This window comes from Dyella subtropica, from assembly GCF_026283965.1.
GTDB classification, from domain to species: domain Bacteria; phylum Pseudomonadota; class Gammaproteobacteria; order Xanthomonadales; family Rhodanobacteraceae; genus Dyella_D; species Dyella_D subtropica.
In genome coordinates, this window is record NZ_JAPDPD010000012.1 from 142,996 (window position 1) to 168,646 (window position 25,651).

Annotated in this window: 17 protein-coding genes; 9 read left to right on the forward strand and 8 right to left on the reverse strand. The window is 63.3% G+C overall.

Annotated features, from left to right (window positions below; all coding sequences use genetic code 11):
• Positions 1 to 407 precede the first annotated feature (407 nt).
• The 6 genes from OUZ45_RS12260 to OUZ45_RS12285 all read left to right on the forward strand — a co-directional run bounded on the left by OUZ45_RS12260 (position 408) and on the right by OUZ45_RS12285 (position 12,863).
• The gene (locus OUZ45_RS12260; RefSeq protein ID WP_266170397.1) at positions 408 to 3,299 is read left to right on the forward strand and encodes a TonB-dependent receptor; all 2,892 of its coding nucleotides are present in this window, start codon (positions 408 to 410) and stop codon (positions 3,297 to 3,299) included.
• A 104-nt stretch (positions 3,300 to 3,403) separates the two neighbouring features.
• Positions 3,404 to 4,978 (forward strand): alpha-amylase family glycosyl hydrolase, encoded by a 1,575-nt coding sequence (locus tag OUZ45_RS12265; RefSeq protein WP_266170398.1) that lies wholly within the window; start codon positions 3,404 to 3,406, stop codon positions 4,976 to 4,978.
• A gap of 131 nt (positions 4,979 to 5,109) precedes the next feature.
• Positions 5,110 to 7,377, forward strand: a complete 2,268-nt coding sequence (locus OUZ45_RS12270) for a TIM-barrel domain-containing protein (protein ID WP_266170399.1) — start codon at positions 5,110 to 5,112, stop codon at positions 7,375 to 7,377.
• Positions 7,378 to 7,480: 103 nt separating this feature from the next.
• Positions 7,481 to 9,682 carry a glucosidase family protein gene (locus tag OUZ45_RS12275; protein ID WP_425601690.1) on the forward strand — a complete coding sequence of 734 codons (2,202 nt, stop codon included), beginning with the start codon at positions 7,481 to 7,483 and terminating at the stop codon, positions 9,680 to 9,682.
• Positions 9,679 to 11,178 carry an MFS transporter gene (locus OUZ45_RS12280; RefSeq protein WP_266170400.1) on the forward strand — a complete coding sequence of 500 codons (1,500 nt, stop codon included), beginning with the start codon at positions 9,679 to 9,681 and terminating at the stop codon, positions 11,176 to 11,178. The genes OUZ45_RS12275 and OUZ45_RS12280 overlap by 4 nt, the downstream gene beginning before the upstream one ends.
• A gap of 8 nt (positions 11,179 to 11,186) precedes the next feature.
• A complete protein-coding gene (locus OUZ45_RS12285; protein ID WP_266170401.1) occupies positions 11,187 to 12,863 on the forward strand; it encodes an alpha-amylase family glycosyl hydrolase in 1,677 nt (558 codons plus the stop codon).
• A 503-nt stretch (positions 12,864 to 13,366) separates the two neighbouring features.
• On the opposite strand, the gene OUZ45_RS12290 is transcribed toward OUZ45_RS12285, so the two are convergent.
• Positions 13,367 to 14,401, reverse strand: coding sequence for a LacI family DNA-binding transcriptional regulator (locus tag OUZ45_RS12290; protein WP_266170402.1), 1,035 nt, complete (start codon positions 14,399 to 14,401; stop codon positions 13,367 to 13,369).
• A 438-nt stretch (positions 14,402 to 14,839) separates the two neighbouring features.
• Positions 14,840 to 17,590 carry a DNA polymerase I gene (polA, locus tag OUZ45_RS12295; protein ID WP_266170403.1) on the reverse strand — a complete coding sequence of 917 codons (2,751 nt, stop codon included), beginning with the start codon at positions 17,588 to 17,590 and terminating at the stop codon, positions 14,840 to 14,842.
• Positions 17,591 to 17,761: 171 nt separating this feature from the next.
• Between polA and OUZ45_RS12300 the strand changes: the two genes are divergently transcribed.
• Together OUZ45_RS12300 and OUZ45_RS12305 are read left to right on the forward strand one after the other, a co-directional pair.
• Positions 17,762 to 18,271 carry a DUF2782 domain-containing protein gene (locus tag OUZ45_RS12300; RefSeq protein ID WP_266170404.1) on the forward strand — a complete coding sequence of 170 codons (510 nt, stop codon included), beginning with the start codon at positions 17,762 to 17,764 and terminating at the stop codon, positions 18,269 to 18,271.
• A 33-nt stretch (positions 18,272 to 18,304) separates the two neighbouring features.
• Positions 18,305 to 18,736, forward strand: a complete 432-nt coding sequence (locus OUZ45_RS12305) for an EamA family transporter (protein ID WP_266170405.1) — start codon at positions 18,305 to 18,307, stop codon at positions 18,734 to 18,736.
• Positions 18,737 to 19,173: 437 nt separating this feature from the next.
• Here the strand turns inward: OUZ45_RS12305 and OUZ45_RS12310 are convergent, their stop codons facing one another.
• Positions 19,174 to 19,932, reverse strand: a complete 759-nt coding sequence (locus OUZ45_RS12310) for a glutathione S-transferase (RefSeq protein ID WP_266170406.1) — start codon at positions 19,930 to 19,932, stop codon at positions 19,174 to 19,176.
• Between the two features lie 163 nt (positions 19,933 to 20,095).
• On the opposite strand from OUZ45_RS12310, the gene OUZ45_RS12315 reads away from it, so the two are divergent.
• The gene (locus tag OUZ45_RS12315) at positions 20,096 to 21,103 is read left to right on the forward strand and encodes a bile acid:sodium symporter family protein (protein ID WP_266170407.1); all 1,008 of its coding nucleotides are present in this window, start codon (positions 20,096 to 20,098) and stop codon (positions 21,101 to 21,103) included.
• Between the two features lie 10 nt (positions 21,104 to 21,113).
• On the opposite strand, the gene purH is transcribed toward OUZ45_RS12315, so the two are convergent.
• The 5 genes from purH to OUZ45_RS12340 all read right to left on the reverse strand — a co-directional run bounded on the left by purH (position 21,114) and on the right by OUZ45_RS12340 (position 25,635).
• On the reverse strand, positions 21,114 to 22,724 hold the full coding sequence (gene purH, locus OUZ45_RS12320; RefSeq protein WP_266170408.1) for a bifunctional phosphoribosylaminoimidazolecarboxamide formyltransferase/IMP cyclohydrolase: 1,611 nt from the start codon (positions 22,722 to 22,724) through the stop codon (positions 21,114 to 21,116).
• Positions 22,725 to 22,868: 144 nt separating this feature from the next.
• The gene (locus OUZ45_RS12325) at positions 22,869 to 23,156 is read right to left on the reverse strand and encodes a helix-turn-helix domain-containing protein (protein WP_090453289.1); all 288 of its coding nucleotides are present in this window, start codon (positions 23,154 to 23,156) and stop codon (positions 22,869 to 22,871) included.
• Positions 23,157 to 23,366: 210 nt separating this feature from the next.
• The gene (locus OUZ45_RS12330) at positions 23,367 to 24,167 is read right to left on the reverse strand and encodes a zinc-ribbon and DUF3426 domain-containing protein (RefSeq protein WP_266170409.1); all 801 of its coding nucleotides are present in this window, start codon (positions 24,165 to 24,167) and stop codon (positions 23,367 to 23,369) included.
• A gap of 103 nt (positions 24,168 to 24,270) precedes the next feature.
• Complete coding sequence (gene prmA, locus OUZ45_RS12335) at positions 24,271 to 25,218, reverse strand: 50S ribosomal protein L11 methyltransferase (RefSeq protein ID WP_266170410.1); 948 nt, start codon at positions 25,216 to 25,218, stop codon at positions 24,271 to 24,273.
• Positions 25,219 to 25,272: 54 nt separating this feature from the next.
• Positions 25,273 to 25,635, reverse strand: a complete 363-nt coding sequence (locus tag OUZ45_RS12340) for a hypothetical protein (protein ID WP_266170411.1) — start codon at positions 25,633 to 25,635, stop codon at positions 25,273 to 25,275.
• Positions 25,636 to 25,651 lie beyond the last annotated feature (16 nt).

Consider the following 25,651-nt stretch of genomic DNA (forward strand, 5'->3'; position numbering starts at 1 on the left):
CCGACACTGCATACGTATTCAAAAAACGTCGATATTGCGACGCAGCAGGCGGTGCGGCGGCGGAAGCGAGGCTTCGAAAAGGAGCCTGCAGCCCGTGCCGATTAGATCGTGACAAGTGAGTGCAGATCACAACTTTCGATGTGCAATGCCGTCCCCGGTTTCGCTTGGTTTTCTGGTTTGTGGTTCGTGTCCACGCCCCGCGATTTTTGTCACGACTGCACAAAAAAACCGCCCAATGAATACGTATGCATAGGACTGTTCGCCCTTGGGGGCGGCTCTACCATGCGCCCCACGCGAAAGCCCGATCCACAAAGCGCGATCCAACGACAACTTTGCTGCGCAGCTCTTCCCGAGTTGCAAACAAGACAGCAGTCATAGCAACAAGCAAACCCTGGGGAGGGGACAAGGTGATACTGAAACGTAACGTGATGGCCTTGGCGCTGGCTTCGGCCGGCTTGTGCTTCACCGTCGGCATCCAAGCGGCTCCGGCCGACACGGGCGCCAACGCGGGGAGCACCGCCCCGGGTGTGGCTGCGGACCAGGATGCGCAGGCGACCGCGCAGCAGGCCGTCGACAAGAAGGCAGCAGAGAAGAAAGACGGCGAAAAGACCTCGAACGAAGCGCAACTGGCCAAGAGCCTGTCCGCCATCACGGTGACCGGCTACAACCAGGGCATGGAAAGGTCGATCGACTATCAGCGCTACGCCGATACGATCCAGAACGTCATCACCTCCGCCGACATCGGCGGCCTGCCCGACCAGTCGATCGCCGACGCACTGACCCGCCTGCCGGGCGTGTCCGCCGAGCGCATCGCCGGCCAGGCCTCGCAGATCAACATCCGCGGTCTCTCGGGCAACTTCATCCAGACCACGTTGAACGGTCGCGAGCAACCGTCCACCAGTGGCAGCAACTACATCGAGTTCGACCAGTACCCGTCCGAGCTGATCAACATGGCCACGGTGTACAAGTCCTCGCAGGCATCGCTGATCACTGGCGGCGTGGGTGGCACCATCGGCATGCAGACGGCCAACCCGCTGGAAGCGCCGAAGGACCAGAACCTCAACGTCGATGCGCGTGGCAGCTACAACAGCCGTGCGAATGACGTGGCCGGCGCCAACTCCACCGGCTACCGCCTCAGCGCCGCCTACCAGGGCAAGTTCCTGGACAACACGCTGGGCGTGGGCCTGGGTGTGGCGCAGATGTACCAGCCGCACGTGGCCGAGCAGTTCGTGGGCGAGGCTTCCGATGGCAACCTCACCACCTTGCCGGACGGCCGCAAGGCTTACCTGACCCAGGGCCTGCAGTTGCAGCAGAACGGCGGCACCGAGCGCCGTACCGGCGAGGTCGCCACCGTGGTGTGGAAGCCCACCGACGAACTGCAGATCTCCGGCGACGCGTTCTACTCCAAGTTCAAGGACAAGTCGTTCGGTTACGGCTTCCGCACGCAGGACATCTACGGCGGCAACGCGCAGGTCAGCAATGCGGTGCTCGGTCCGTTCGGCACGATGACCGGTGGCACCGTGAGCGGCGACGGCACTACCCAGTTCTCCAACGAGACCACCGCGGACAACTACACGAAGAACACCAGCGTGTTCTCAAGTGGCCTCAACGCGAAGTGGAACCACGACCGCTGGCACATCGACGCCGACGTGTCGCTGTCGCGCGCGTCCAGCAACGAGATCAACGTGGACACCACGGCTGATCCGTACAGCGGCCTGGGTACGGCCACCCCGCAGCTGATGGCGCAGTCGGCGACCTACCAGTTGCGTGGCCGCAGCATCGGTACGGTGTCCTACGCCAATCCGGGTCTGTACACCAACCTCGCCGACATGGGGCTGTCGCGTTACGGCGTGTACCCGTACATCTATCACGACAAGATGAAGGCGTTCCGCACCAGCGTGAAGTACGACCTGCCCAATAGCTCCTGGCTGTCGGCGCTGGAAGCGGGCGTCTATGTCGATAACCACACCTACAACGCGGACCGCGAGGTGTATGTCTATGGCTCGGAGTGGGATTCGGATAAGACCACGCCGCTGAGCATTCCGGCCAGCGCCGCCAACGTCACCTGCTGGAAGGGCAATTTCTCGGGCCTCCCGTGCTTCCTGCAGCTCAACGGCCCGGCCATCCTTGCCGCGCACGGCATCGTTGCCCATCCGGTCAAGGACATCCACAACAACAGCTGGTCGATGATCCAGAGCGGCCGGGTCAACGAGAAGACCCGCGACCTGTTCCTCATGGCCGATATCGATACGCAGGTGTTTGGCCACCAGCTGACCGGCAACGCTGGCGTGCGCGTGTCGCACCAGTCGCAGTACAGCTATGGCCTGCAGCAGGTGGGCAATGGTGCCGGCATTCCGATCACCGACGGCAACGGCTACACCAGCACCGACTACGCACCGCTCAAGGTAGGCAAGACCTATACCGACTACCTGCCGTCGATGAACCTGGTCTACCACTTCACCGATGACGACCAGGCGCGCTTCTCCGCCGCCAAGGTGCTGGCGCGTCCGCCGATCAACCAGATGCTGGCCGGCTCCGGCTCGTGGGTATCGAGCGGTCAGTACAACGTGTGGGGTGGCACCAGCCCGCTGCTGAATCCATTGCGCGCAACGCAGTACGACCTGACTTACGAGCACTACTTCGACGATTCCACCGGCGCCATCAGTGGCGGTGTGTTCTACAAGAACATCAAGTCGTTCATTCAGTCGGTCACGTACAACAACTATAACTTCGCTCAGGCTGGCATCACCGTGCCGACCGATCCGACCACCGGCAAGCCGTATCTGAATGGCCAGTACCAGACGGCCTACAACGCCAAGGGCGGCGACGTGCGCGGTCTGGAGCTGTCGTTCTCCAAGAACGGCTTCCTGCCGGGCATGTGGAAGGGGCTGGGTGTGCAGGGCAACTTCGCGCTGACCTCCAGCACGGTGAGCAACCCGACCACGCTGGGCGGACCGACGTCGACCATCGGCCTGCCGGGCCTGTCCAAGCGCGTGGCCAGCCTGGCGGTGTTCTACGACAACGGTCCGTTCTCGGCCCGCCTATCCGGCAACTATCGCTCGAAGTTTGTCTCCGACACGCAGATGTCGGTGAAGAACCAGATGGTCACGTTCGCCGCGGAAACCGTGTACGACTTCCAAGCTTCGTATGAGATCAGCAAGCAGTGGAAGGTGGTCTATCAGATGTTGAACATCAACGACCAGCCGACACGCACCTACTTCGGCAGCGACCCGTCGCAGACCGGCACGATCCAGTACTTCGGACGTACCAGCTATCTCGGCGTCGAGTTCAAGCTGTAAGTGCGGGAGCGAGTGGGGAGGAGTGAGAAGTGAGAGAGAGTCCGTGTTGGGGTTCTCTCTTCTCTCACTCCTCTCCACTATCACTGCTTCATAGCGGAGGCCTGATGTCGCCCCATCGCAGCAAGCTTCTCGCCATACTCTTCGCCCTGGCGCTCGGCGGCACTCTCCCCGCCGCACTCGCGGCCGAGGCTCCCCCGTCATCGCCCGTCGCGGCGTCCACGGGATCGGGCGTTTGGTATGAAATCTTCGTGCGCGCATGGTACGACACCAACGGCGACGGCATCGGCGATCTCAATGGCGTGACCGCCAAGCTCGACTACCTGCAGTCGCTTGGCGTCAGTGGCATCTGGTTGATGCCGATCAATCCGTCGCCCAGTTACCACGGCTACGACATCACTGATTACGAAGGCATCAACCCGCAGTACGGCACGATGCAGGACTTCGAGCGGCTGGTGAGTGAAGCGCACAAACGCGGCATCCAAGTCATTCTGGATCTGGTGATCAATCACACCAGCGATCAGCACCCCTGGTTCCAGGCGGCGCTGGACCCGTCCAGCCCGTATCGGAGCTGGTACACCTGGGCAAAGCCCGACACCGATCTCAAAGCACCCAGCGCCGCCGGCAGCCTGGCCAGGCATGCGAACGGCAAGCAGCACTACCTGGGCGATTTCACCGGCGCCATGCCCGACCTCAACTACGACAGCCCCGACGTTCGCCACGAGATGGTGAAGGTTGGGCAGTTCTGGCTCGCCAAGAGCGTCGACGGATTCCGCCTCGATGCCGCGCGGCATATCTACGACGATCTGCGTACGGATACCGGCAAGCCGGAAACCGTGCGCAAGAATGTCGTGTGGTGGACGGAGTTCCGCCATGGGCTGCAGGAAGCCAAGCCGGACGTCTATCTGGTGGGCGAAGTCACCGCGGCCTCGCCGGTTGCTCTGGCGCCTTACCTCAAGCCGCTCGGTTCAGTGTTCGACTTTCCGCTGGCGGAGCAACTGATCGCGAGTGCGCGGCAGGAGCGCCGCGGCGCGCTGGGTGATTTACTCACCAGCACCTACAAGGTGTTTCGCGAAGCCGCTGGCGACTCGTTTGTGGATGCGCCCTTCCTCTCCAATCATGACCAGGAACGCGTGCTGAGCCAGCTCGGTGGCAACCCGCAGCACATGCGCATGGCGGCGGCGATGTTGCTCACGCTACCGGGACGTCCTTACGTCTACTATGGCGAAGAAATCGGCATGCTCGGCCGCAAGCCCGACGCGAACGTGCGCGAGCCCATGCGTTGGCAGCGTGATCCGCAGGCGCCGGGTGAGAGTCGCTGGAAAGTGTCGACAGCGAAGCAGGGCAGTGACGTCTCGGTACAGGCGGAGCAGGACGACCCGGCTTCGCTGCTCAACTTTTACCGCATGCTGATCCATTGGCGCGCGGAGGTCGGTGCGTTGCGCGACGGCGATATCCGCGTGGTTCCGGCGAGCAACGGTCATTTGGTGGCGTATGAGCGCAAGACGGCGGACAGTTGCGTGTTGGTGGTGCACAACCTTTCGGGCGAGCCGCAAACGTTCGTGCTCGATGCCAAAGACCATCACGCTTTCGATACCGTCCGTCTGCACAGTCGGCCGGGGGTGACTTTCACCAACGGTAAGCTCGTGTTGCCCGCTTATACGACGGTGGTGATGCAATGATAGTTTCGCGGTGCATGCGCGGCGGATGGGCCGCTGTGTGGATGGTGTGCACGGGGCTTGCCATGGCGACGACAGCGAACGACCCACTTGCATCGACAGAAGCGGCGACGCCTTCGGTGCAGGAGGCAACCATGGGATGGGACCTGGCGCTTGCCCAGGGCGCCGTCACGGTCCGCTTTCTCACCGCCGATATCGTCAAGCTGAGCTATGTACCCAAGGGCGGCACAGCCGCATCGCCGACGGTGGTGATCGATCCCGATGCAGCGTTTCCAGCGCTCACACTGCCGCCCGTAGAACAACAGGGCGATGAGCAGTGGCTCGGCTCCGATAAGGCCCATCTACGCTGGCAGGCCCGTGGCGATCAGCTGATCGTGGAGGACGCCGCGCAACGGCCACTGCTGCGCATCGACGTCGCGGCGCTGGCACGTGGCGAGCTGGTGGCGCGGCACGATAAGGGCGACGCCTTGTACGGCATCCACGGCTACGGCGCCTTCGAGCGGGCTGACGGTGGCCTGCGACGCAAGGGCAGGCAGGTGGCGAAAGCGGGCGAGCAAGGTTTTGCCGGTGCGCCCTTCGTGTGGAGCACTGCCGGCTATGGCGTACTGGTCGACGCGGAAGGCGCACGCTTCACGCTCGCCGGGGACCGCGTGTCGGTGCAAGGCAAAGCACAGCCGATTCGTGACGTTTACCTGTTCATCGGCCCACCGCGCAGCCTGTTCGCGTCGCTGGCGCAAGTCAGCGGGCGCACGCCGCTGTTCCCCAAGTGGGCGATGGGTTTCACCAATAGTCAGTGGAGCATCGACGAGAAAGAGCTGCTGGAGATTGTCGACACGTATCGCGCCAAGCAGATTCCGCTCGACAACATGACGCTCGACTTCGACTGGAAAGCTTGGGGCGAGGATGACTATGGCGAGTTCCGCTGGAACCCGGTGAAATTCCCAGACGGCCCCGATGGCAAGCTGAAGGCGCTGCTGGATGCGAAGGGTGTACATATCACCGGTATCATGAAGCCGCGCGTGCATCTGGATACGGTGGAAGGCCGTTATGCCACCGAGCATGGGTTCTGGTCGGCGGCGAGCCAGCCGAGCCCCGATTACTTCTCGCACAAAGCCGTTCGCGACGTGGATTTCGACCATCCACAAGCGCGCACCTGGTTCTTCAATGACGCACTGAAGCACTCCTTCGACACCGGCGTGATCGGTTGGTGGAACGACGAGGCGGACTACCTCGGCAGCGATACGCAGTTCATGAACATGCAGCGCGCCTTGTACGAAGGCCAGCGCGCGTATGCCGATCAACGCGTGTGGTCGGTCAATCGCAACTTCTACCTCGGCGCGCAACGCTACGCCTATGGCCTGTGGTCGGGCGATATCCAGACCGGCTTCGCCAGCATGAAGGGGCAGCGCCAGCGCATGCTCAGCGCGATCAATGTCGGCGCGATGCAGTGGGGCATGGATGGTGGCGGGTTCAAGAAGGGCAGGACCAAAAGCGGTGCGCCAACGCCAGAGAACTATGCGCGCTGGATCCAGTTCGGCGCGTTCACGCCGATCTTCCGCGTACACGGCGACTTCGATCAGAAGCGGCAGCCGTGGCGGTACGGTCCCGTGGCCGAGAAGGCGGCGGCGGATGCGATTCGCCTGCGCTATGCGCTGATCCCATACATCTACGCTTACGAGTACCAGCGGCGGCAGACCGGCGTAGGCCTGGTGCGCCCGCTGCTGTTCGACTATCCCGACGATCCGACATTGCGCGAGGACGTCGACGCCTGGATGTTCGGCGACTACCTGCTGGTGTCGCCGGTGGTGGAGCGGGGGCAGACGTCGAAGGATATCTATCTTCCCGCAGGCAGCTGGACCGACTACGCGACCGGCAAGGTCTACGCGGGTGGGCAAACCATCCGCTACGCCATCGATAGCAAGACTTGGTCGGATATTCCGCTGTTCATCCGCGACGGCGCGATCATCCCGATGCAGGTGCCAATGAACTATGTCGGCGAGCGGCCACTGCGCGATGTGGACGTGGAAGTTTTTCCCGCCGCCGCGCGCCACGTCTTCTCCTACTACGACGACGATGGTGCCACCTATGGCTACGAACGCGGCGACTATTTTCTTCAGACGCTGGCCGCCCAGCGCCAGGGCGATAGCGTGAACTTCGAGACGGAAGCCGCCACCGGCAGCTTCCGTCCAGCGCTGGCTTATTACGTGGTGAAGATCCATGGCACCGCGGCCAACGCCATATCCGACGCAGGACATGCGTGGAATCAGGTAGCGGACCTGGATGCGTTGCGCGCGAGTGTTGGCGAAGGGTGGGCCAAGGGAAGCGACCGCTTCGGGCCGGTCACCTGGCTGAAAGTGGCGGCAGGGCAGCCGCGAAACATCACGCTCAGTGAGCGGCGGTAATGTGATGGCGACGGTCAATGCCTATTACGGCGCCATCCTCGCGCAATGATGCCCCACCGACGGAGATACGGATGCAGCCCATGGGAACACACGCGGTGCAGTCATGTTGACGACGGTCCTTCTGGCCGGTGCCCTGGCTGGAGTCCCGGGTACGACGCCGCCAGATTGGCGCCAGCAACTCACATGGCGGGGCAAGACGGCCTCGATGAGCGCTGGCGCCGCGGGAAGCTACGTGCTGCATGCACCCGGCGTCGAACGGCGCATCGATGCACAGCCACTTGTCGTGCAAACGGCGAGCCCGTTGTTCGACGGCCTGTTCGCTATGGCGCAGGACGATCTTCGGCTCGACTCAGTGAGTGCGATCAAGGACGACGCTTTCGATCACGGTGAGTCCATTCCCTGTGCCTGCTTCGAGACCGGCGAGCGGTGGCACTACGTGTGGACGCGAGATCTGTCCTATGCGGTGGATCTGTCGCTATGGCGACTCGATCCGGCGCGAGCGAAGCAATCGTTGCGCTTCAAACTATCGGAAGTGCGCGAGCCATCCGTGCCGGCAGGTCTGTACGTGGCGCAGGACACCGGCTCGGGCGGCAGTTGGCCGATCAGCACGGACCGCATCGTGTGGTTCCTGGCTGCACGCCATTTGCTCGACGACCGCGCCTTTGCCGACGAGGTCTATCGCGCGCTGACCGACATGCTGGCACAGGACCGCCGTTTCATCTTCGATCCGCAACTGGGTCTCTATCGCGGCGAAACCTCGTTCCTCGATTGGCGTGAACAGAGCTATCCCGGATGGACGGTCAAAGACGTCACCTTCATCGGACAATCCTTCGCGCTCTCCACCAATGTGTTGCACGTCGAGGCGCTGCGTCTGGCGGCCCAGCTGGCCGGGCCGCGCGATGCGGCGAAGGCGGCGGAGTATGCGGCGCAAGCGAAGGCCTTGAAAGCGGCGATCAATACGCGTTTCTGGCGCGCGGATCGCGGTCAATACATGAGTTACATCGGCGGCGCCGATCATCCGGTGCCTTACGAGGCTTATGACCTGCTCGGTCTGTCGTTGGCGATCACCAGCGGCGTGGCCGAACCGGCACGTGCGCGCCAGGCTTTGGCCAACTACCCGGCCTGGGAGGCGGGTAGTCCGGTGATCTGGCCGGAGCGGGCTGACGTGCCGATTTATCACAATCGCGCCATCTGGCCCTTCGTCAGCGCGTATGCGTTGCGCGCGGCGCGCGCGGTGGACGATCCAGCCCGCATCGAGCACGAATTGCGCTCGCTGATGCGCGGCGCGGCACTGGCCGGCTCCAACATGGAAAATTTCGAGCTGACCACGCAGGCCGTGCACGTGGACGACGGCGCGCTGAGTGGGCCGGTGGTCGATTCGCCGCGGCAGCTGTGGTCGGTGGCAGGCTATCTCGACATGGTGATCGAGGGCGTGTTCGGGCTCGGCGAGGATGGCCGCCTCGTACCGAAGCTGCCGGTGTCCTTGGTGCCGATGTTGTTCGGCGACAAGGACCGCATCCGCCTGCAACTCGCTGACCAGGACATTACGCTGATACGTCCGGCAAAGCCCGATGGCAACCTGCTGGTGGCCGACCAGGAGAAGCGTGATGGTGCACATCGCGTGGTGACCTTGAAAGCGGTGCCGGTGGCGTCGATTCCGCTGCGCTTGAATGCGCCCCTGTTCGCGCCACCCACGCCGGAGGCGCCCAACGTAACCGCCGACGGCACGCATTGGCGTGTGGAGGCGATGGGTGAAAGCGCGCTTTATATCAACGGCGCGCGGCATGGGACGATCCGCGGTTCCACGCTCATCTCGCGGGAATCCGCGCAGCAGTGCTTCAGCGTGACCCGTACGAATGACGATGGGATCGAATCGCTGCACAGTCCCACCGTGTGTGCGGGCGATAGCACACGCCTGTCGGGAGACTGGCCGCGCGAGTGGAAGGCGCCGAACACGGGCCGCTTCCAGCTCGCGGTGGAATACGCCAACGATCATGGCCCGATCAACACCGGCATCACCGCTGCCGTGCAGGTGGTGACGGTGCGCTGCGAAGGCAGTGATGCCCAGCAAGTGATCCTGGTGTTGCCGCACAGCATCGGCCAGCAGCGCTCTACCAGCGGGAGCTTCGAGGCGCTTGCGGGTGCGCGGTGTCAGTTCGCGCTGGAGCAGGGTTTCAACATGACCTACCTTCGCCATTTCGCGCATTACACCGGCGGACAGGGCGGCATCGACGGGCCGTTGAACCAGGCCCAGGTCGGTGATCTGCTGGTCACCCCTTTGGGTTCAGGAACGCATCAACCATGAGCAGGAAACCCGCACTGTCGTTCTGGCAGATCTGGAACATGTGCTTCGGCTTCCTGGGTATCCAGTTCGGCTTCGCACTGCAGAACGCCAATGTCAGCCGCATCTTCCAGACCCTCGGCGCCGACGTCGGCGATATCCCGATGTTGTGGATCGCCGCGCCGCTGTCCGGGCTGATCGTGCAGCCGATCGTGGGGCATTACTCCGATCGCACGTGGACGCGACTGGGGCGTCGCCGTCCGTATTTCCTGGTGGGCGCGGTGCTGACCACGCTGGCCTTGCTGTGGATGCCGAACGCGCCGGCCTTGTGGGTGGCGGCCGGTCTGCTGTGGATCATGGACGCGTCGATCAATATCTCGATGGAGCCGTTTCGCGCCTTCGTAGGTGATCAGCTGCCGCCGAGACAGCGTCCACTGGGCTATGCCATGCAGAGCTTCTTCATCGGCATCGGTGCGGTGGTCGCGTCCATGCTGCCGTGGATCTTGGCGAAGCTTGGTGTGAGCAATGCTCCCGGTGTCAGCGGTATTCCAGAGACGGTGAAGTACGCGTTCTACGCGGGCGGTGTCGTGCTGCTTGGCTCGGTGCTGTGGACCATTCTGTCCACACGCGAGTATCCGCCGGAAGCCTTGCAGGCATTCGATGCCGACCGTCTGACGGAAACAACGGACGTGGATGTGCGAGCCGCTCGTCGCACCGGCCTGTTGTGGTTGGCGGCCGGCGTGATCGGTACGGCCCTGGTGGCGCTGCTGCGTCTGGAACGCGAGCTGTACCTGCTCACCGGCGGCATCATCGTCTACGGCGTGGCCTTGCTATGGCTGAGCCGCTCGACCCGCAGCAGCATGTTCACGCAGGTGATGGGCGATCTGTTCACCATGCCGGATGCGATGCGGCGCTTGGCATGGGTGCAGTTCTTTTCATGGTTCGCACTATTCGCCATGTGGATCTACACCACGGCCGGCGTGACCCAGGTGCACTTCGGCAGCACCGACACGCATTCGGTGGCCTATAACGAAGGCGCCAATTGGGTGGGCGTGCTGTTCGCGGCGTACAACGGCTTCGCGGCGCTGGCGGCCATCGTGATCCCGTGGATGGTGAAACGTTGGGGTTTGCGTGTGAGTCACCTTATCAACGTATGGCTGGGCGGCGCGGGCTTGCTCTCGTTCCTGTTCATCCGCGATCCGAACGGGCTGATGCTGTCGATGGTGGGCGTGGGCTTTGCCTGGGCTTCGATCCTTTCGCTGCCGTACGCGCTGCTGTCGGACAACCTGCCGGCGAAGAAGATGGGCGTGTACATGGGCATCTTCAATTTCTTCATCGTCATTCCGCAGTTGCTCGCCGCCAGTGTGCTGGGTCTGCTGTTGAAGATGTTTTTCCACGGCCAGCCGATCTATGCGCTGGCCCTTGGCGGCGCCAGCCTGTTCGTTGCCGGCCTGTGCGTGCTTCGCGTGCGCGAGCCGGTGGTGGAGGCGATGCCCGCATCGGTGACCGCAGGGAACTAGATCGGATCATGAAGACGCTTTTTCTCAGTGCCGCGCTTGCTGTCACGCTGACGGCTGGCCAGGCTGCCGCATCGCAGACGGAGTTTTACGGCACCGATGAGCCGTTCGCCGCCAACGCGATCTATTTCGTGATGACCGATCGCTTCGTCAACGGCGATCCCTCCAACGATCATCGCGACCAGGGTGGCGCGCACCGCACCTTCGATATTCCTGTGCCGGGGCCGAACGGCGAGACCGACAACATCGGCTACCTCGGCGGCGACTTCAAAGGTGTGTTGAACAATGCTGGCTATATCCGCGGCATGGGTTTCGGCGCGGTGTGGATCACGCCGATCGTGGATAACCCGGACGAAGCCTTCACCGGCGGCGACCCCGTGACCTGGGGCGCGTTGATGGCCGACCGCGGCAAAACCGGCTATCACGGTTACTGGGGTGTGAACTTCTACAAACTGGACGAACATCTGCCGAGCAAGGATCTCGATTTCGCGCAGTTCACCGCCAAGATGCGCGCACAGGGTTTGAAGACGGTACTCGACATCGTCGCCAATCATGGCTCGCCGTCTTTCAGCATGCCCAAGGCACAGCCGCAGTTCGGGCAGATCTTCGACAAGGACGGCAAACTGATCGCCGACCACCAGAACCTGCGTCCCGACCAGCTCGATCCGGTGCGCAATCCGCTGCATCGCTTCTATCACTCGTATGAGGACTTGGCGCAGCTCTCGAACAACAACGACGAGAATCCGGCGGTGTTGGACTACTTCGTCGGTGCGTATCAGCAATGGATCGACCAGGGCGCGGACGCCTTCCGTATCGACACCATCAGTCACATGTCGACGGATTTCTGGCGGCAGTTCTCCGCGCGTATCCGCGCGAAGCATCCGGGCTTCTTCATGTTCGGCGAAGCGTTCGATTACAACCCGGACAACATCGGCCAGTACACCTGGGAGCGCAACGGCGGCATCAGCGTGCTGGATTTTCCGTTGCGCCAGCGGGTGGCCGAGGTGTTCGAGCATCCGCATAGCGACTACGAGCGTATCGCCGAGCACCTTTATCTACGCAATGGGCCGTATGCGAATCCCTATGAACTGGTGACCTTCTACGATAACCACGACATGGCGCGACTCAATGCCACGGACGATGGCTTTATCGATGCGAACAATTGGTTGTTCACGGCGCGCGGCATTCCGGCGATCTACTACGGCTCGGAAATCGGCTTTATGCGTGGGCGCGCGGAGCATCAGGGCAATCGGAATTACTTTGGGCAGGAGCGCATCGACGCGGCGCCGCGCAACCGCATCTATCAGCAGCTGAAGCGCATTGCGTTGCTGCGCGAGAGGCTACCTGCGTTGCAGAAGGGGTTGATGTTACCGGTGCGCATCGAGGGTGATCAGGCGGTGTTTTATCGCGTGTATCAGAAGGGCGATGTACATCAGATCGCACTGGTGTTGCTCAATAAGGGTGATGTGGCGGCGGACATCGAAGTCACGCCTTATGTGCAGGCGGGGGTGTGGAAGGCTGCTTTGGGTGGTGCGTCGGTAACGGTGGCTGAAGGCGGGGCGCTCCGGGCGCACGTGGGGGCGCATGACGTCCAGGTGTTTGTGTTGGATGCGGTGGCGACGCGTGCCGATCTGGTGCTGGAGTTGACGCGGTTGATGGCGGAGAAAGGCCACCCCGTCACGCATTGAACTCCTGCTCCCTCTCCCCTCCGGGGAGAGGGTTGGGGTGAGGGGTGGGTGCTCGTGACACCACCTCTACTTCGTCACCCCGGCGTAGGCCGGGGTCCAGTGGCGTTGCCGCTCGATGTTCGCATTATCGCGACCTGGCTCGCCTGCGGCGGGCTTCCGTCCTCCTGCCGGAGGCCGGGTTACTTTTCTCTGTTTGGCCAGAGAAAAGTGACCAAAAGAGAGGCCACCCCGGTTCCGCGCCCTCCGGCTTCGCCTGCGGGTTCGTGAGGTCTGGCCGGGCTTTTCGACACGACGTCCCTGTCGTGTCGAAAAGGCGCAGGCATCCATGCCTGCGCCCCCTTCGGGGTCTGATCGTCCAGCCCTCACCGCTGCACAGGGGGCCCGTCACAGGCTCGCTTGCGCATCGCTTTTGCTTCTGCTCCCTTGCTTGCGACGCGCAGCTAGTCCCGTGGACAGGGGGGGTGAGCTCTTGCGGCGGCGGTTCCGCAGAGTCGCTAAGCAGCTCAGCGCACGCGCAGGCTCGACTTCCTCACCACCAGCTTCACCGGCAACATCCCGCTCTCAGCGGGTTCTTGGCGGATCAGGCGCAGCAAGCTGTCGACCAGCGCTTCGCCAGCCTGGCCGGTGTCTTGGCGCACGGTGGTGAGGGGTGGGTTGACGAAGCTGGCGGTGGGGATGTCGTCGAAGCCGGCGACGGCGATGTCGTTGGGGACGGTCATGCCGTGGTCGGCGAGGGCGCGCATGGCGCCGATGGCGATGAGGTCGCTGGCGGCGAAGAGGGCGTCGAAGGGGGATTCGCGTTGCAGCAGGGTTTCCAGGGCGGAGTAGCCGGATTGTTCGGTGCTTTCGGCGTTGACTTGCAGGGCGGGGTCGACGGTGAGGCCGGCTTGTTCCAGCACGTCGGCGTAGCCGCGGTAGCGTTCGAAGAATTCGGGGTAGTGGCTGGAGGCGTCGCCAAGGAAGGCGATGCGGCGGCAACCCTGTTCCAGCAGATGAGTTGTGACGTCCTGGCCGCCGCGGAAGTTGTCGCAACCGATGGAGATGTCCGGTTGGTCGGGCAGCACGGCGCCCCAGCGCACGCAGCGTGTGCCCTGGCCGACCAGGGTTTCCAGTTTGTCGCGATAGGCGAGGTAGTCGCCGTAGCCGAGCAGGATGATGCCGTCGGCCTTGCGGGTGTCGGCGTAGTCGGCGTGCCAGTCGTGCGAGAGCTGCTGGAACGACACCAGCAGGTCGTAACCCCGCTGGGCGCAGGCGCGGGTGATGGAGCCCAGCATGGAGAGGAAGAACGGGTTGATGTGCGAGTCGTCGGCGGTGGGGTCTTCGAACAGCAGCAGGGCCAGCGTGCCGGAATGGCGGGTGCGCAGGTTGGACGCGTTCTTGTCGACCTTGTACTTCAGCTCGGCGGCGGCGGCCTGGATGCGCTGGCGCGTTTCTTCGCTGACCAGGGGGCTGCCGCGCAGCGCTCGCGACACCGTGGATTGGGAGACCCCGGCCCGGTGGGCGATGTCGAACGAGGTGGCTTTGCCTTTCTTCTGCACGGTGGCCGCAACTCTTTACGAAAAACCGGCAGCGCCAGCGCCAGCGGAATGAGTGAGTTGCATGCTAGCCGCTTTGGCCGTCAGTCGTCTTTCCCCGGCCAGGTGCTGAGACATCGGCTTTCTGAAGGCAAAAAAATGCCCCGAGGGTTAGGGGGGAACCCTCGGGGCCGGGTGGAAGCGAAACCCAGGGGAAGGTTTGCTTACCAGATTGGCTCATCCAGGGAGGTGGTGAGCCGCGGACGCCGTTGCGTACGTCCGAGTACATAGAACGCCCAAGTCGGGAAAAGTTGCACAAAGATTCCGACAAAAATTCATTAGCGATTCATTTGACGAAAAACCAACGAATCGGGCGTTCGAAAAAGATATGGGGCGTTCGAGGGCCGTGTTCAAGCGGCCGTCCAAATGAAAGCGGCGAGGCATCATGAATTCGGACGATGCCTAATGCGCTTCGTCCCAGTTCATGCCCACGCCGGCCTCGACCAGCAGGGGCACGCGCAATTCCGCCGCGCCGGACATGCGTGCGACCACGGCTTCGCGTACTTCTTCCACCGCATCCTTGCGCACCTCGAACACCAGTTCGTCGTGCACCTGCATCAGCATGTGGGCGTCGTCGCGCTGCTTCAGCCAGTCGGCCACGGCGATCATGGCGCGCTTGATGATGTCGGCCGCGCTACCTTGCATCGGTGCATTTACAGCGGCGCGTTCGGCTCCTGCACGGAACGCCTGGTTGCGTGATTTGAGGTTCTCCAGATACAGGCGCCGTCCGAAGATGGTTTCCACGTAACCATCGCGATGCGCCTGTTCGCGCGTGGCTTCCATGAAGGCGTGTACGCCGGGATAGCGGGCGAAGTAGCGCGCCATGTAGTCGCTGGCTTCGCCGCGATCCACGCCGAGCTGGCGGGCCAGACCGAAGGCGCTCATGCCGTACATCAGTCCGAAGTTGATGGCTTTGGCGGCGCGGCGCTGGTTGGTGCTGACTTCCTCCGGCTTGAGCCCGAACACTTCCGCGGCGGTGGCGCGGTGGACGTCGCCGCCTTCGTGGAACGCGCGCAGCAGGCCTTCGTCGCCGGAGAGATGGGCCATGATGCGCAGCTCGATCTGCGAGTAGTCGGCGGCCATCACCCGCCAACCTTCCGGCGCGATGAACGCCTGGCGGATGCGCCGGCCTTCTTCGGTGCGCACCGGGATGTTCTGCAGATTGGGGTCCGACGACGACACGCGTCCGGTCGCCACGGCGCCCTGGTGGTAGCTGGTATGTACGCGGCCGGTGCGCGGATTGACGATCTCGGCCAGTTTCTCGGTATAGGTCGAGCGCAGTTTGGCCAGGCCGCGGTAGTCGAGGATCAGGCGCGGCAACGCGTGGTCGTCGGCGATCGCCTCCAGCGCTTCCTCATTGGTGGATGGCTGGCCGGTAGGCGTCTTCAACTTGGCCGGCAGGCCGAGTTCATCGAACAGAATGGCCTGCAACTGCTTGGGCGAATCGAGATTGAAATCGCGGCCGGCGGATTTCCACGCCTGCTGCTGCAGTTCCAGCATGCGCTTGCCCAACTGCTGACTCTGCAGACGCAAGTTGTTCACGTCGATCAGCACGCCGCGCTGCTCCATGCCGGCCAGCACCGGCACCAGCGGAATCTCGATGGCTTCGTACACGTTACGCAGCTTCGGCTCGCTTTGCAGCAGCGGCCACAGCGCATGGTGCAGGCGCAGGGTGATGTCGGCGTCTTCAGCGGCGTAGCGGCAGGCCGTGTCCAGATCCACATGCGAGAAGGAAATTTGTTTGGCGCCCTTGCCGGCGACTTCTTCGTATTTGACGGTCTCGTAGCCCAGATATTTTCTGGCCAGCGAGTCCATGTCGTGCCGGGTGGCGGTGGCGTTCCACACGTAGGACTCGAGCATGGAGTCGTGCTTCAGGCCCTGCACCACGATGCCGTAGTGCGACAGGATGTTGATGTCGTATTTGGCGTGCTGGCCCAGCTTGGCCTTGTTCGGGTCTTCGAAGATCGGTTTGAGTGCGGCGAGCACGTGGTCGCGCGGCAGCTGCGCAGGTGCGCCGGGATAGTCGTGCGCCAGCGGGATGTAGCAGGCCTTGCCGGGCTCCACGGACAGGCTGAGGCCGACGACGTCGGCCAGCATCGAATCGATGCTGGTGGTTTCGGTGTCGAAGGCGATCAGGTCGGCTTGTTGCAGGCGTTGCAGCCAGTCGTCGAGTTGGGCCTGGGTGGTTACCAATTCGTAGCTTCCCGGTGCACTGAGGTCGAAGCCTTGTCGTAGGAGCGCACCCTGTGCGCGATCGGGAGCTTGAGCAGTGGCGGTTTCTTCGGGCGCCTGTTCACGCACAGGGGCATCGTTGCCGTCCAGATCTTTCAGTGCCGCCTTGAATTCGTAGCGCGTAAATAATTCGCGCAGCTGCTCCACATGCTTGTCACGCAGGGTCAGGTCGGTGACGGACTGATCCAGCGGTACATCGAGCTTGATCGTCACCAATGCGCGCGACAGCGGCAGCTGCGGCAGTGCAGCGCGCAGACTTTCGCCGATCTTGCCACCGACCTTGTCCGCGTTGGCGATCACGCCGTCGAGCGTGCCGTATTCGGCCAGCCATTTGGCGGCGGTCTTGGGGCCGCACTTGGGCACGCCCGGCACGTTGTCCACCGTGTCGCCGACGAGGGTGAGGTAATCGATGATTTGATCCGGCCGCACGCCGAACTTCTCCACCACGCCGGCACTGTCCATGGTGGTATTGGTCATGGTGTTGACCAGACTCACGCCAGGACGCACCAGTTGCGCGAGGTCCTTGTCGCCAGTGGAGATCACCACCTCGATGCCTTGTGCGTGGGCCTGGTCGGCCAGGGTGCCGATCACGTCATCGGCTTCCACGCCGGACACACGCAGGATCGGAAAGCCCAGCGCACCGACGATGGCGAGCATCGGTTCGACCTGCGCGCGCAGATCGTCCGGCATTGGTGGGCGTTGAGCCTTGTACTTGTCGTACAGCGCGTCGCGGAACGTGGGGCCGGGTGCGTCGCTGACGAAAGCGAGGTATTCCGGCTTCGCCTTCAGCGTGGCGCGGAGCATGTTGACCACGCCAAACAGCGCTCCGGTGGGCTCGCCCTGCGCATTGCTCAGCGGTGGCAGCGCATGGAAGGCGCGGTACAGATACGAGGAGCCGTCGATCAGGATGAGCTTGGACATGGGGGCCACAGGTCAGTGTTCGCGAGTGCCGGCGGACATGTCTGCCGGCCAGGGAGAGTGGGGGAGTTTATGCCCATACGCCTTGCGGCGTGGCATCGCGCCGTAGTGCCACGCTTCATGGAGCGATGGCGTCGCGCTGCTATGCTCAAGGCCCCTGCGGAGGTTGTGATTATGAAGCCTGTTGTCCTGCTCGTTGCCCTGGGTGCCTTCGCCGCACTACCTGTTTTTGCGCAGTCCGCTCAATCGCTGCCGCCGGCCCCGCCGCCGCCGGGTATGAACGACCCGGGTGTGAAAGCGGTGGAGCCGCCCGCCACCCAAAAGCCGGCCAAATCTGCCAGCAGCCAGGCGTCAGGCGCCGCGGTGAACAGCAAGGTGCCGCCGACCCTGCCAGCGATGCAGGACAAGGGCGAGCCCCGCGATGCGCACGGCGAGCCGCCGCCGCAGGTCACCGTGCGCAAGCAGGGCGACGAAACCATCCAGGAATTCCGTCGCAGCGGCATGCTCTACATGGTGGTGGTGACGCCCAAGGTCGGCGTGCCGCAGACCTACCTGGTCGACGCCAATGGCAACTACCACAACCAGGCCGGCCACGAGCCGGTGAAGCCGGTGATGTACAAGGTGATGGAGTGGGGCAAGAGCAAGCCGGCGGAAGCCGAGTCGGCGGGCGGCGACGGCAAGTAATTCCGGCGCCGTGCCGATGACGTGGGGGTTACGGTGAATCTGCGCGAGAGCTGGTTGCTGTTTGCGCTGGGCTCGGCGTTCTTTGCCGCCCTCACGGCGCTGTTCGGCAAGATCGGTGTGGCGGGAATCAATTCCAACCTCGCCACGTTCATCCGCACTGTCGTGATCCTGGTGGTTACGGCGGGCATTCTCAGTTTGCGCGGGGAGTGGGCGAAGCCTTCGGGACTTCCTGCGCACAGCTGGTTGTTTTTGGTGTTGTCGGGGATGGCTACGGGGCTTTCGTGGCTTTGCTATTACCGGGCGTTGCAGTTGGGGCCGGTGAGTAAGGTGGCGCCGATCGACAAGTTGAGTGTGGCGTTTGTGATTGTGTTTGGGTTGTTGTTTTTGGGGGAGTCGGCTAGTTGGCCGGTGCTTGTTGGGGGTGGTTTGATATTGGCTGGCGCTCTTGTGATTGCGATGTTTTGAGTGTTCGTATCCTTCGCTACACAGCCCCTACATTCGTCATTCCGGCGTAGGCCGGAATCCAGTGGCGTTGTTGCCCGGTTGTCGCGTCTGCGTGTGTAGGTTCGCCTGCCGCGGGCTTTCGAACCGCTGCCGCGGTCCGAGTCACTTTTCTCTGCTTGCCCAGAGAAAAGTAACCAAAAGAGAGGGCACCCCGGTTCCGCGCCCTCCGGCTTCGCCTGCGGGTTCGTGAGGTCTGGCCGGGCTTTTCGACACGACGTCCCTGTCGTGTCGAAAAGGCATCGACGTCCTGTCGATGCCCCCTTCGGGGCCTTATCGTCCAGCCCTCACCGCTGCGCAGGGGACCCGTTACGGGCTCGCTTACGCATCGCCTTTGCGCTGCTCCCTCTCCCCTCCGGGGAGAGGGTTGGGGTGAGGGGCGGGTGCTTGCGACACCATTTCTATTTCGTCACCCCGGCGTTATCGCCTGGTTGTCGCGTCTGCGCGCTCAGTTGCTTTGCGTCTAATTCCGGGTAGTGGCGGAAGATGTCGCTTTCGTTGAAATCCAGTCGGCGTGGGGAGGCCAGGTAGGCGGCAATGCGCGGGCGGGTGGCGACTCGTTCGGCCAAGGCGCAGAGGTGGGGGAGTTTGGGGCGTAGGCCGTTCATCGCGCGGGGGAAGGCGTAGTTGAGGCCGGTCATGATTTGGAATAGGGAGAGGTCGACGTAGGAGTGGAGTGCGAGGGCGTGTTTGCCGTTGCTGCGTTCCAGGATGCTTTCGAAGTAGTTGAGGAATTTTGGGATGCGTCGTTGGCGAAAGTCTTCGGCGCGTTTTTTTGCGGCGGCGCGCTGGTCTTCGTAGTAGAGGCTGCCGGCGATGGGGTGGTGGGTGTCGTGGGCTTCGACGACGAGGTCGGAGATGGTCAGTAGTAGTTGGTGGGCGTAGAGGCGCGCGGTTTCGCTTTGCGGGACCAGGCCGAGGCGGGGGCCTAGGTAGAACAGGATGGCGGCGGTCTGGGCGATGACCGTGCGACCGGCTTTGAGAAAGGGTGGTGCGAAGGGGCGGGCGCCGGGATGGTTGCCGCGCAGAAAGGGCATCATCGCGGCGTCGCCTTGTTCGCGTGCGACGTCGATGTAGTCGGCGCCAGCATCTTCCAACGCCAGTCGTACAAATTCGCCGCGACCCTGGATGCCGGTCCAGTAGTAAAGCTCGTAGCGCATGACGGTCTCCATGGAATGCGGCCGAGACTAGGCGCCAGCGGTTCAAGGTGTCGTGAGTGGCTTAGTGTTTTATAGGTATGCGTGATCGTGCGGCTGCCGGGTTTGATTTATCCATGCCGGCCCGCTGCAATGGCGGTCTCCTTCCCAGTGATCGTCCCTGGCCATGTCTCTGCGCCGCTTCCTGCCTGATCGATTTACCTGTGCGCTGGTGGGTACGGTCCTGATGGCCAGCCTGCTGCCCTGTCGCGGTACAACAGCGACGGTGTTCGAGGTGTTGACCGATGGGGCGATTGCGCTGCTGTTCTTCCTGCATGGCGCCAAGCTGTCGCGCGAAGCGGTGGTGGCAGGCGCCACGCATTGGCGCCTGCACCTCATCGTACTGGCCAGCACCTTCGTGCTGTTTCCGTTACTGGGGTGGTTGCTGCGGCCGATCTTGCTGCCGCTGGTGACGCCGGATCTCTACCTGGGCGTGTTGTTTCTATGTGCGTTGCCGTCGACGGTGCAGTCCTCGATCGCTTTCACCTCGATGGCGCGCGGCAATATTCCGGCGGCGATCTGCGCGGCATCGGCGTCCAGCCTGCTGGGCATTTTCGTTACGCCGCTATGGGTTGGATGGATGCTGGAATCGCATGGGCAGGGTGGCATGTCCTGGCATGCGGTCGGCAGCATCGTGTCGCAGCTGCTGGTGCCGTTTGTGACGGGACAGATCGCGCAGCGCTGGATCGGCGGCTGGGTCAGCCGGCATCGCGGCATGCTGGCCTATGTGGACCAGGGCTCGATTCTGCTGGTGGTCTACACCGCCTTTAGCGCGTCGGTGTTGCAGGGCTTGTGGAAGCAAATGCCGCCGCCCGTGCTCGGTGGTCTGCTGGCGGTCAACGCGGTATTGCTGACGTTGGCGTTGCTGGCGACGCGCTACGGCGCACGCGCGCTGGGCTTCAACCGCGAAGATGAAATTACCATCGTGTTTTGTGGCTCCAAGAAGAGCCTGGCTGCCGGCGTGCCGATAGCCAAGGTGCTGTTCGCCGGGCATCCGCTGGGTACGATCGTGCTGCCGATCATGCTGTTCCACCAGATCCAGCTGATGACCTGCGCGGTGCTGGCGCGGCGCTATGCGCGGCCGGTCGAGTGGCGTGGCGAGCACTCATCGCTCGCCACGCCATCGAAAGATTGATACGCGGGCGTCAGTGGCGGAAGTGGCGCATGCCGGTGAATACCATGGCCATGTCGTGCTCGTCGGCGGCGGCGATCACTTCCGCGTCGCGCATTGAACCACCCGGCTGGATCACGGCGCGGATGCCGGCGGCAGCGGCGGCGTCGATGCCGTCGCGGAACGGGAAGAACGCATCGGAAGCCATCACCGAACCACGCACTTCCAGCTTCTCGTCGGCTGCCTTGATGCCGGCGATGCGCGCGCTGTAGACGCGGCTCATCTGGCCGGCGCCGATGCCGATGGTCTGGCGATCGCGCGCGTAGACGATGGCATTGCTCTTGACGTACTTGGCTACCTTCCAGGCGAAGATCAGGTCGTGGATTTCCGCTTCGGTCGGTGCACGGCGGGTGACGATCTTCAGGTCGTCGGCGGTCACCATGCCGCGGTCGGCGGTCTGGATCAGCAAGCCCGAACCGACACGGCGGCTGTCGTTGCCGGGATGCGCATGGACCAACTCGCCATCGGCGGGCAGCGGGATTTCCAGCACGCGCACATTGCCTTTCTTGGAGAAAGCCTTCAGCGCATCGTCGGCATAGCCCGGTGCCAGCACCACTTCCACGAACTGGCGATCTACGATGGCGCGCGCCGTGGCAGCGTCCACTTCGCCGTTGAACGCGATGATGCCGCCGAAGGCGGAGGTGGGATCGGTCTGGTAAGCGAGATCGTAGGCGCGGCCGATACCGTCCAGGCTCACCGCGACACCGCAGGGGTTGGCGTGCTTGACGATCACGCAGGCCGGCTTGGTGAAGCTGCGCACGCATTCCCATGCAGCATCGGAGTCGGCGATGTTGTTGAACGACAGCTCCTTGCCCTGCAGCTGGCGAAACGTGGCGAGCGTGCCGGGTTGCGGATACAGGTCTCGGTAGAACGCCGCCTGCTGATGCGGGTTCTCGCCGTAGCGCAGATCCATCAGTTTCACGAAGCGGCCGTTGACCTGGCCCGGGAAGGCATCGTGACCGGCGATGGCATTCTGGGTTTCGTTGAGCTGCAGGCCGGAGAGGTAGTCGCTGATCGCGCCGTCGTAGTTCGACACGCGGTTGAATGCTGCAACAGCCAGCTTGAAGCGTGTGCCGCGGCTCAGGCCGCCGTGCTGTTCGATCTCGGCAAGCGCTTCATCGTACTGGTCGGGCGAGGTGAGTACGCCAACGTCGTTCCAGTTTTTGGCGGCGGAGCGCAGCATCGCCGGGCCGCCGATGTCGATGTTCTCGATCGCCTGTTCCAGCGTGCAATCGGGGTTGGCCACGGTCGCTTCGAACGGGTACAGGTTCAGCACCAGCAAGTCGATCGGAGCAATATCGAGCTGCGCCATCACCGCATCGTCCGTGCCGCGACGGCCGAGCAGGCCACCGTGCACCTTCGGATGCAGAGTCTTCACGCGGCCGTCCATAATCTCTGGGAAGCTGGTGATCTCGCTGACGTCTTTGACCGGGATGCCGGCTTCGCGCAGCGCTTTGGCGCTGCCACCCGTGGAGAGCAATTCCACGCCCGCGGAAGCCAGCCGCTTACCAAGCTCGATCAGTCCGGTCTTGTCGGACACGCTGAGCAGCGCACGGCGCATGGGGGTGACGGCAAGGGCGGTCATGGCGGTTTCCAAGGCGGGAAAGCCGCTCATTATAGCGGCCCGGGCGGGCCGTGACGGTATGGGGCGGTGGGCGCGTCCGGAGATTTTAGATGGCTAAACCTGGACGGCTAAACGTCGAGAGGGCGCCGATACTGGCGCAGCAAATTACAGCAGGCCGTGCGCGGCGAGCTTTTTGCGCAGGGTGGCGCGGTTGATGCCGAGTACAGCAGCAGCGCGGCTCTGGTTGCCGTCATGCCAGGCCAGCACTTCGCGCAGAAGCGGGCCTTCGACTTCGCGAATGACGAGCGCGTGCAAGCCTTCGTCGCATTCGGTATCGCCGATGTCGGCGAGATAGCGACGGACGGTGCGGCTGACGCATTCGCTCAACGCGCTCTGCGACGAGGTCTCTTTCGCGGCCTCTGAAGCAGGCAGTCTGACGGCGTTCACTGGCATTTCCCTCACGTTCTACACAGCGACTACGTGGGTCGCTGTATGTTTTTTGGCTGATACCGCGGGCGGCGGCTCGCATGGAACGCCGGGTGCAGCAGGACGAAGGGGGGGAGTTTACCCTCGCGCATGGAGAAATTTAAGTACTGAGTTTCCTAAGAAACTCTGGATTAGGTCTTGCTATTCGAAATCGAGCTCGAACGCTACTGGGTCTTGCTATTCGAAACCAAGTTCGAATGCGACGGCCTTGTTGCCCGGGTCCTCCACTTCCAGCACCAGTGCGGTGCTATCGCCCGCCGGCAGTCCGCGCAGCAGGGTGGCGCCGTCGCCGAGGTACTCGTTCGGGCGCAGGCGGCGCATGGCGATCCGCTTGCCATTGATGTCGGACAGGGTGACCACGACCACCGGCCAAGGCTGGTCGAAGTGGGCATCGTTGCGCACGGTGGCGCTGATCAGCAGTGCGCCGGGCACGGATGGATGCGCCTGCACGTCGCGCGCCAACAGGCGCAGATGTTGCACGTCCTGCACCAACGGTAGGTGACAGCCCAATTGTGTGCAGACGGTGCGCAGCCAGGGGCCGGCGATGGGGTCGGCTACCAGGGCATCGCGTTTGGCCCATGTCAACTGCGCGCACAGCAACAACAGCAGCACGAGACAGGCGAGCAACCAGGGCCAGCGGCGTCCGCCGCCGCGCGGGTGCGTTGAACGCGCAAAGCGTGGCGAGAACCCCTGTTGCGAGAAGCCACCCCCTTCGCGGTCCACCGTGTTCGCGGTATCGGCGGCAAAGATCGGTTCCGCGCGTGGACGGTAGACCGCCGATTCCACCCGTGGCGGATGCCCCGACGCTACGCGCTCCGATAGATGCTGGAACGGCTCGGGCGGCAGCTGGCTGCTCAGCGTGGCGAGTGCATCGAACCTGGCCTGGCAATGTCCGCACACGACATGACCACGCGCCTGCGCAAGCGTCTCCGCGTCCATCGAGAACACGGTCAGGCAGTCGGGACATTGGGCGTACATGGTGCAAGTAGAGTCGGTCGCGGTGCGACCTGTAAAGAGTCGAGGCGGAAGAAAGCGTGGATATGGAACGGTGTCCCGCTTTTCCCCTTGGGGCTTCCTGCTGTTAGCGCCTCTTGCCGCTGATACGCACCCAGTCTTCGCGGGTGTCTACACGCAATTCATCGAACCATTCGGCATAGCGCTGCAGGAGTTCTTCCTCCTGGCCCTTGAGAATGCCGGAGATGGCGAACGGCGCGCCCGGTTTGGCGGCAGCGGCGAAGGTCGGTGCCAGTTCGCCGAGCGGGCCGGCGAGGATGTTGGCGATGAACACCTCGGCAGGCGACGCGCATGGATGCGCTAGTGCCGCGGGCGCAGGATGCGCAGGAGCGGCCTCCAGAATGAGGTCTTCCGGCAGGAAGAGTGCCAGCCGCTCGGCGACGTCGTTGCGTTCGGCATTGTCGGCCGAGGCGATGAGCGCTTGCGGATCGTTATCGACGCCGATGGTGCTGGCTGCGCCCAGTTTGAGCGCGGCGATGGCGAGGATGCCGGAGCCGCAGCCGTAGTCGATCAGGGTCTTGCCGGTGAGATCCTGGCCGTCCAGCCACTCCAGGCATAGCGCTGTCGTGGGATGCGTGCCGCTGCCGAAGGCCAGGCCGGGGTCCAAGCGCACGACCACGCTGTCGTCATCGGTCGGCGGTTCAATGTTCCACGGATAGATCCACAGGCGGCGTCCGAAGGACATCGGCTTGAACTGGTCCATCCATGCACGTTCCCAATCCTCGTCGGCCACATCGCGGTAGAGCATCTGGTCCGGCTCCAACCACGGCAGCAACTCGCCCAGCGCTTCGCTGAGGCCGCGACGATCCGTGCCAGCATCGAATAGCGCGTTGAGCGTGATAGTGGGCCACAGCGGCAATTCGCCCACACCGGGCTCGAAGATCGCCTGCTCATCCGGCGTTTCCGCATCCGCATCCTGCAGGGTGACCGACAGCGCGCCGAGATCGTCGAGCGCTTCTTCCACGCGCGGCTGCTGCTCGGAGCGGATGGTGAGGGAGAGTTCGAGCCAGGGCATCGGTCCGGTGTTCCGCAGGAAAGCGTTCATTGTCGCCGATCGGCGGGGACGCGGTCAGCCAATCGGTGTTGAGCCGAGAAAGACATCGAAACGATCGTAGTGATCGAGCGCCATGGCGAAATCGGCCACATCGGAGAGTGGCTGGTGCTGCCGCTGCATGCGAAGCACGTCGGCGAAGGCCGCAGCCTCGATGTAGTGATGCAGCTGATGTTCGGCGGCGAACGGTGGCAGCGCCTCGCCATCCTGATCGACCAGTAGATCTTCCTCGTCAGTGGCGCTGGCGAGATACAGCCGGCACGACGACTGGGTAATGGCGCCGCGGATGTAGACCCAGCTGTAGCGGTCCAAGCCGTCGCCTTCGTCGCAAGCGGCGGTGATGGCCTCGATGGCTTCGTGCAGGGTCAGTAGTTCGGACATATCGCGATTCCGCATC

Bases quoted from the DNA above. Each gene is read 5' to 3' on its own strand.
- OUZ45_RS12265 (WP_266170398.1), top strand. From the start codon at position 3,404: ATGTCGCCCCATCGCAGCAAGCTTCTCGCCATACTCTTCGCCCTGGCG.
- OUZ45_RS12270 (WP_266170399.1), top strand. From the start codon at position 5,110: ATGGGATGGGACCTGGCGCTTGCCCAGGGCGCCGTCACGGTCCGCTTT.
- OUZ45_RS12275 (WP_425601690.1), top strand. From the start codon at position 7,481: ATGTTGACGACGGTCCTTCTGGCCGGTGCCCTGGCTGGAGTCCCGGGT.
- OUZ45_RS12280 (WP_266170400.1), top strand. From the start codon at position 9,679: ATGAGCAGGAAACCCGCACTGTCGTTCTGGCAGATCTGGAACATGTGC.
- OUZ45_RS12285 (WP_266170401.1), top strand. From the start codon at position 11,187: ATGAAGACGCTTTTTCTCAGTGCCGCGCTTGCTGTCACGCTGACGGCT.
- polA (WP_266170403.1), bottom strand. From the start codon at position 17,590: ATGTCCAAGCTCATCCTGATCGACGGCTCCTCGTATCTGTACCGCGCC.
- OUZ45_RS12300 (WP_266170404.1), top strand. From the start codon at position 17,762: ATGAAGCCTGTTGTCCTGCTCGTTGCCCTGGGTGCCTTCGCCGCACTA.
- OUZ45_RS12310 (WP_266170406.1), bottom strand. From the start codon at position 19,932: ATGCGCTACGAGCTTTACTACTGGACCGGCATCCAGGGTCGCGGCGAA.
- OUZ45_RS12315 (WP_266170407.1), top strand. From the start codon at position 20,096: ATGTCTCTGCGCCGCTTCCTGCCTGATCGATTTACCTGTGCGCTGGTG.
- purH (WP_266170408.1), bottom strand. From the start codon at position 22,724: ATGACCGCCCTTGCCGTCACCCCCATGCGCCGTGCGCTGCTCAGCGTG.
- OUZ45_RS12325 (WP_090453289.1), bottom strand. From the start codon at position 23,156: ATGCCAGTGAACGCCGTCAGACTGCCTGCTTCAGAGGCCGCGAAAGAG.
- OUZ45_RS12330 (WP_266170409.1), bottom strand. From the start codon at position 24,167: ATGTACGCCCAATGTCCCGACTGCCTGACCGTGTTCTCGATGGACGCG.
- prmA (WP_266170410.1), bottom strand. From the start codon at position 25,218: ATGCCCTGGCTCGAACTCTCCCTCACCATCCGCTCCGAGCAGCAGCCG.
- OUZ45_RS12340 (WP_266170411.1), bottom strand. From the start codon at position 25,635: ATGTCCGAACTACTGACCCTGCACGAAGCCATCGAGGCCATCACCGCC.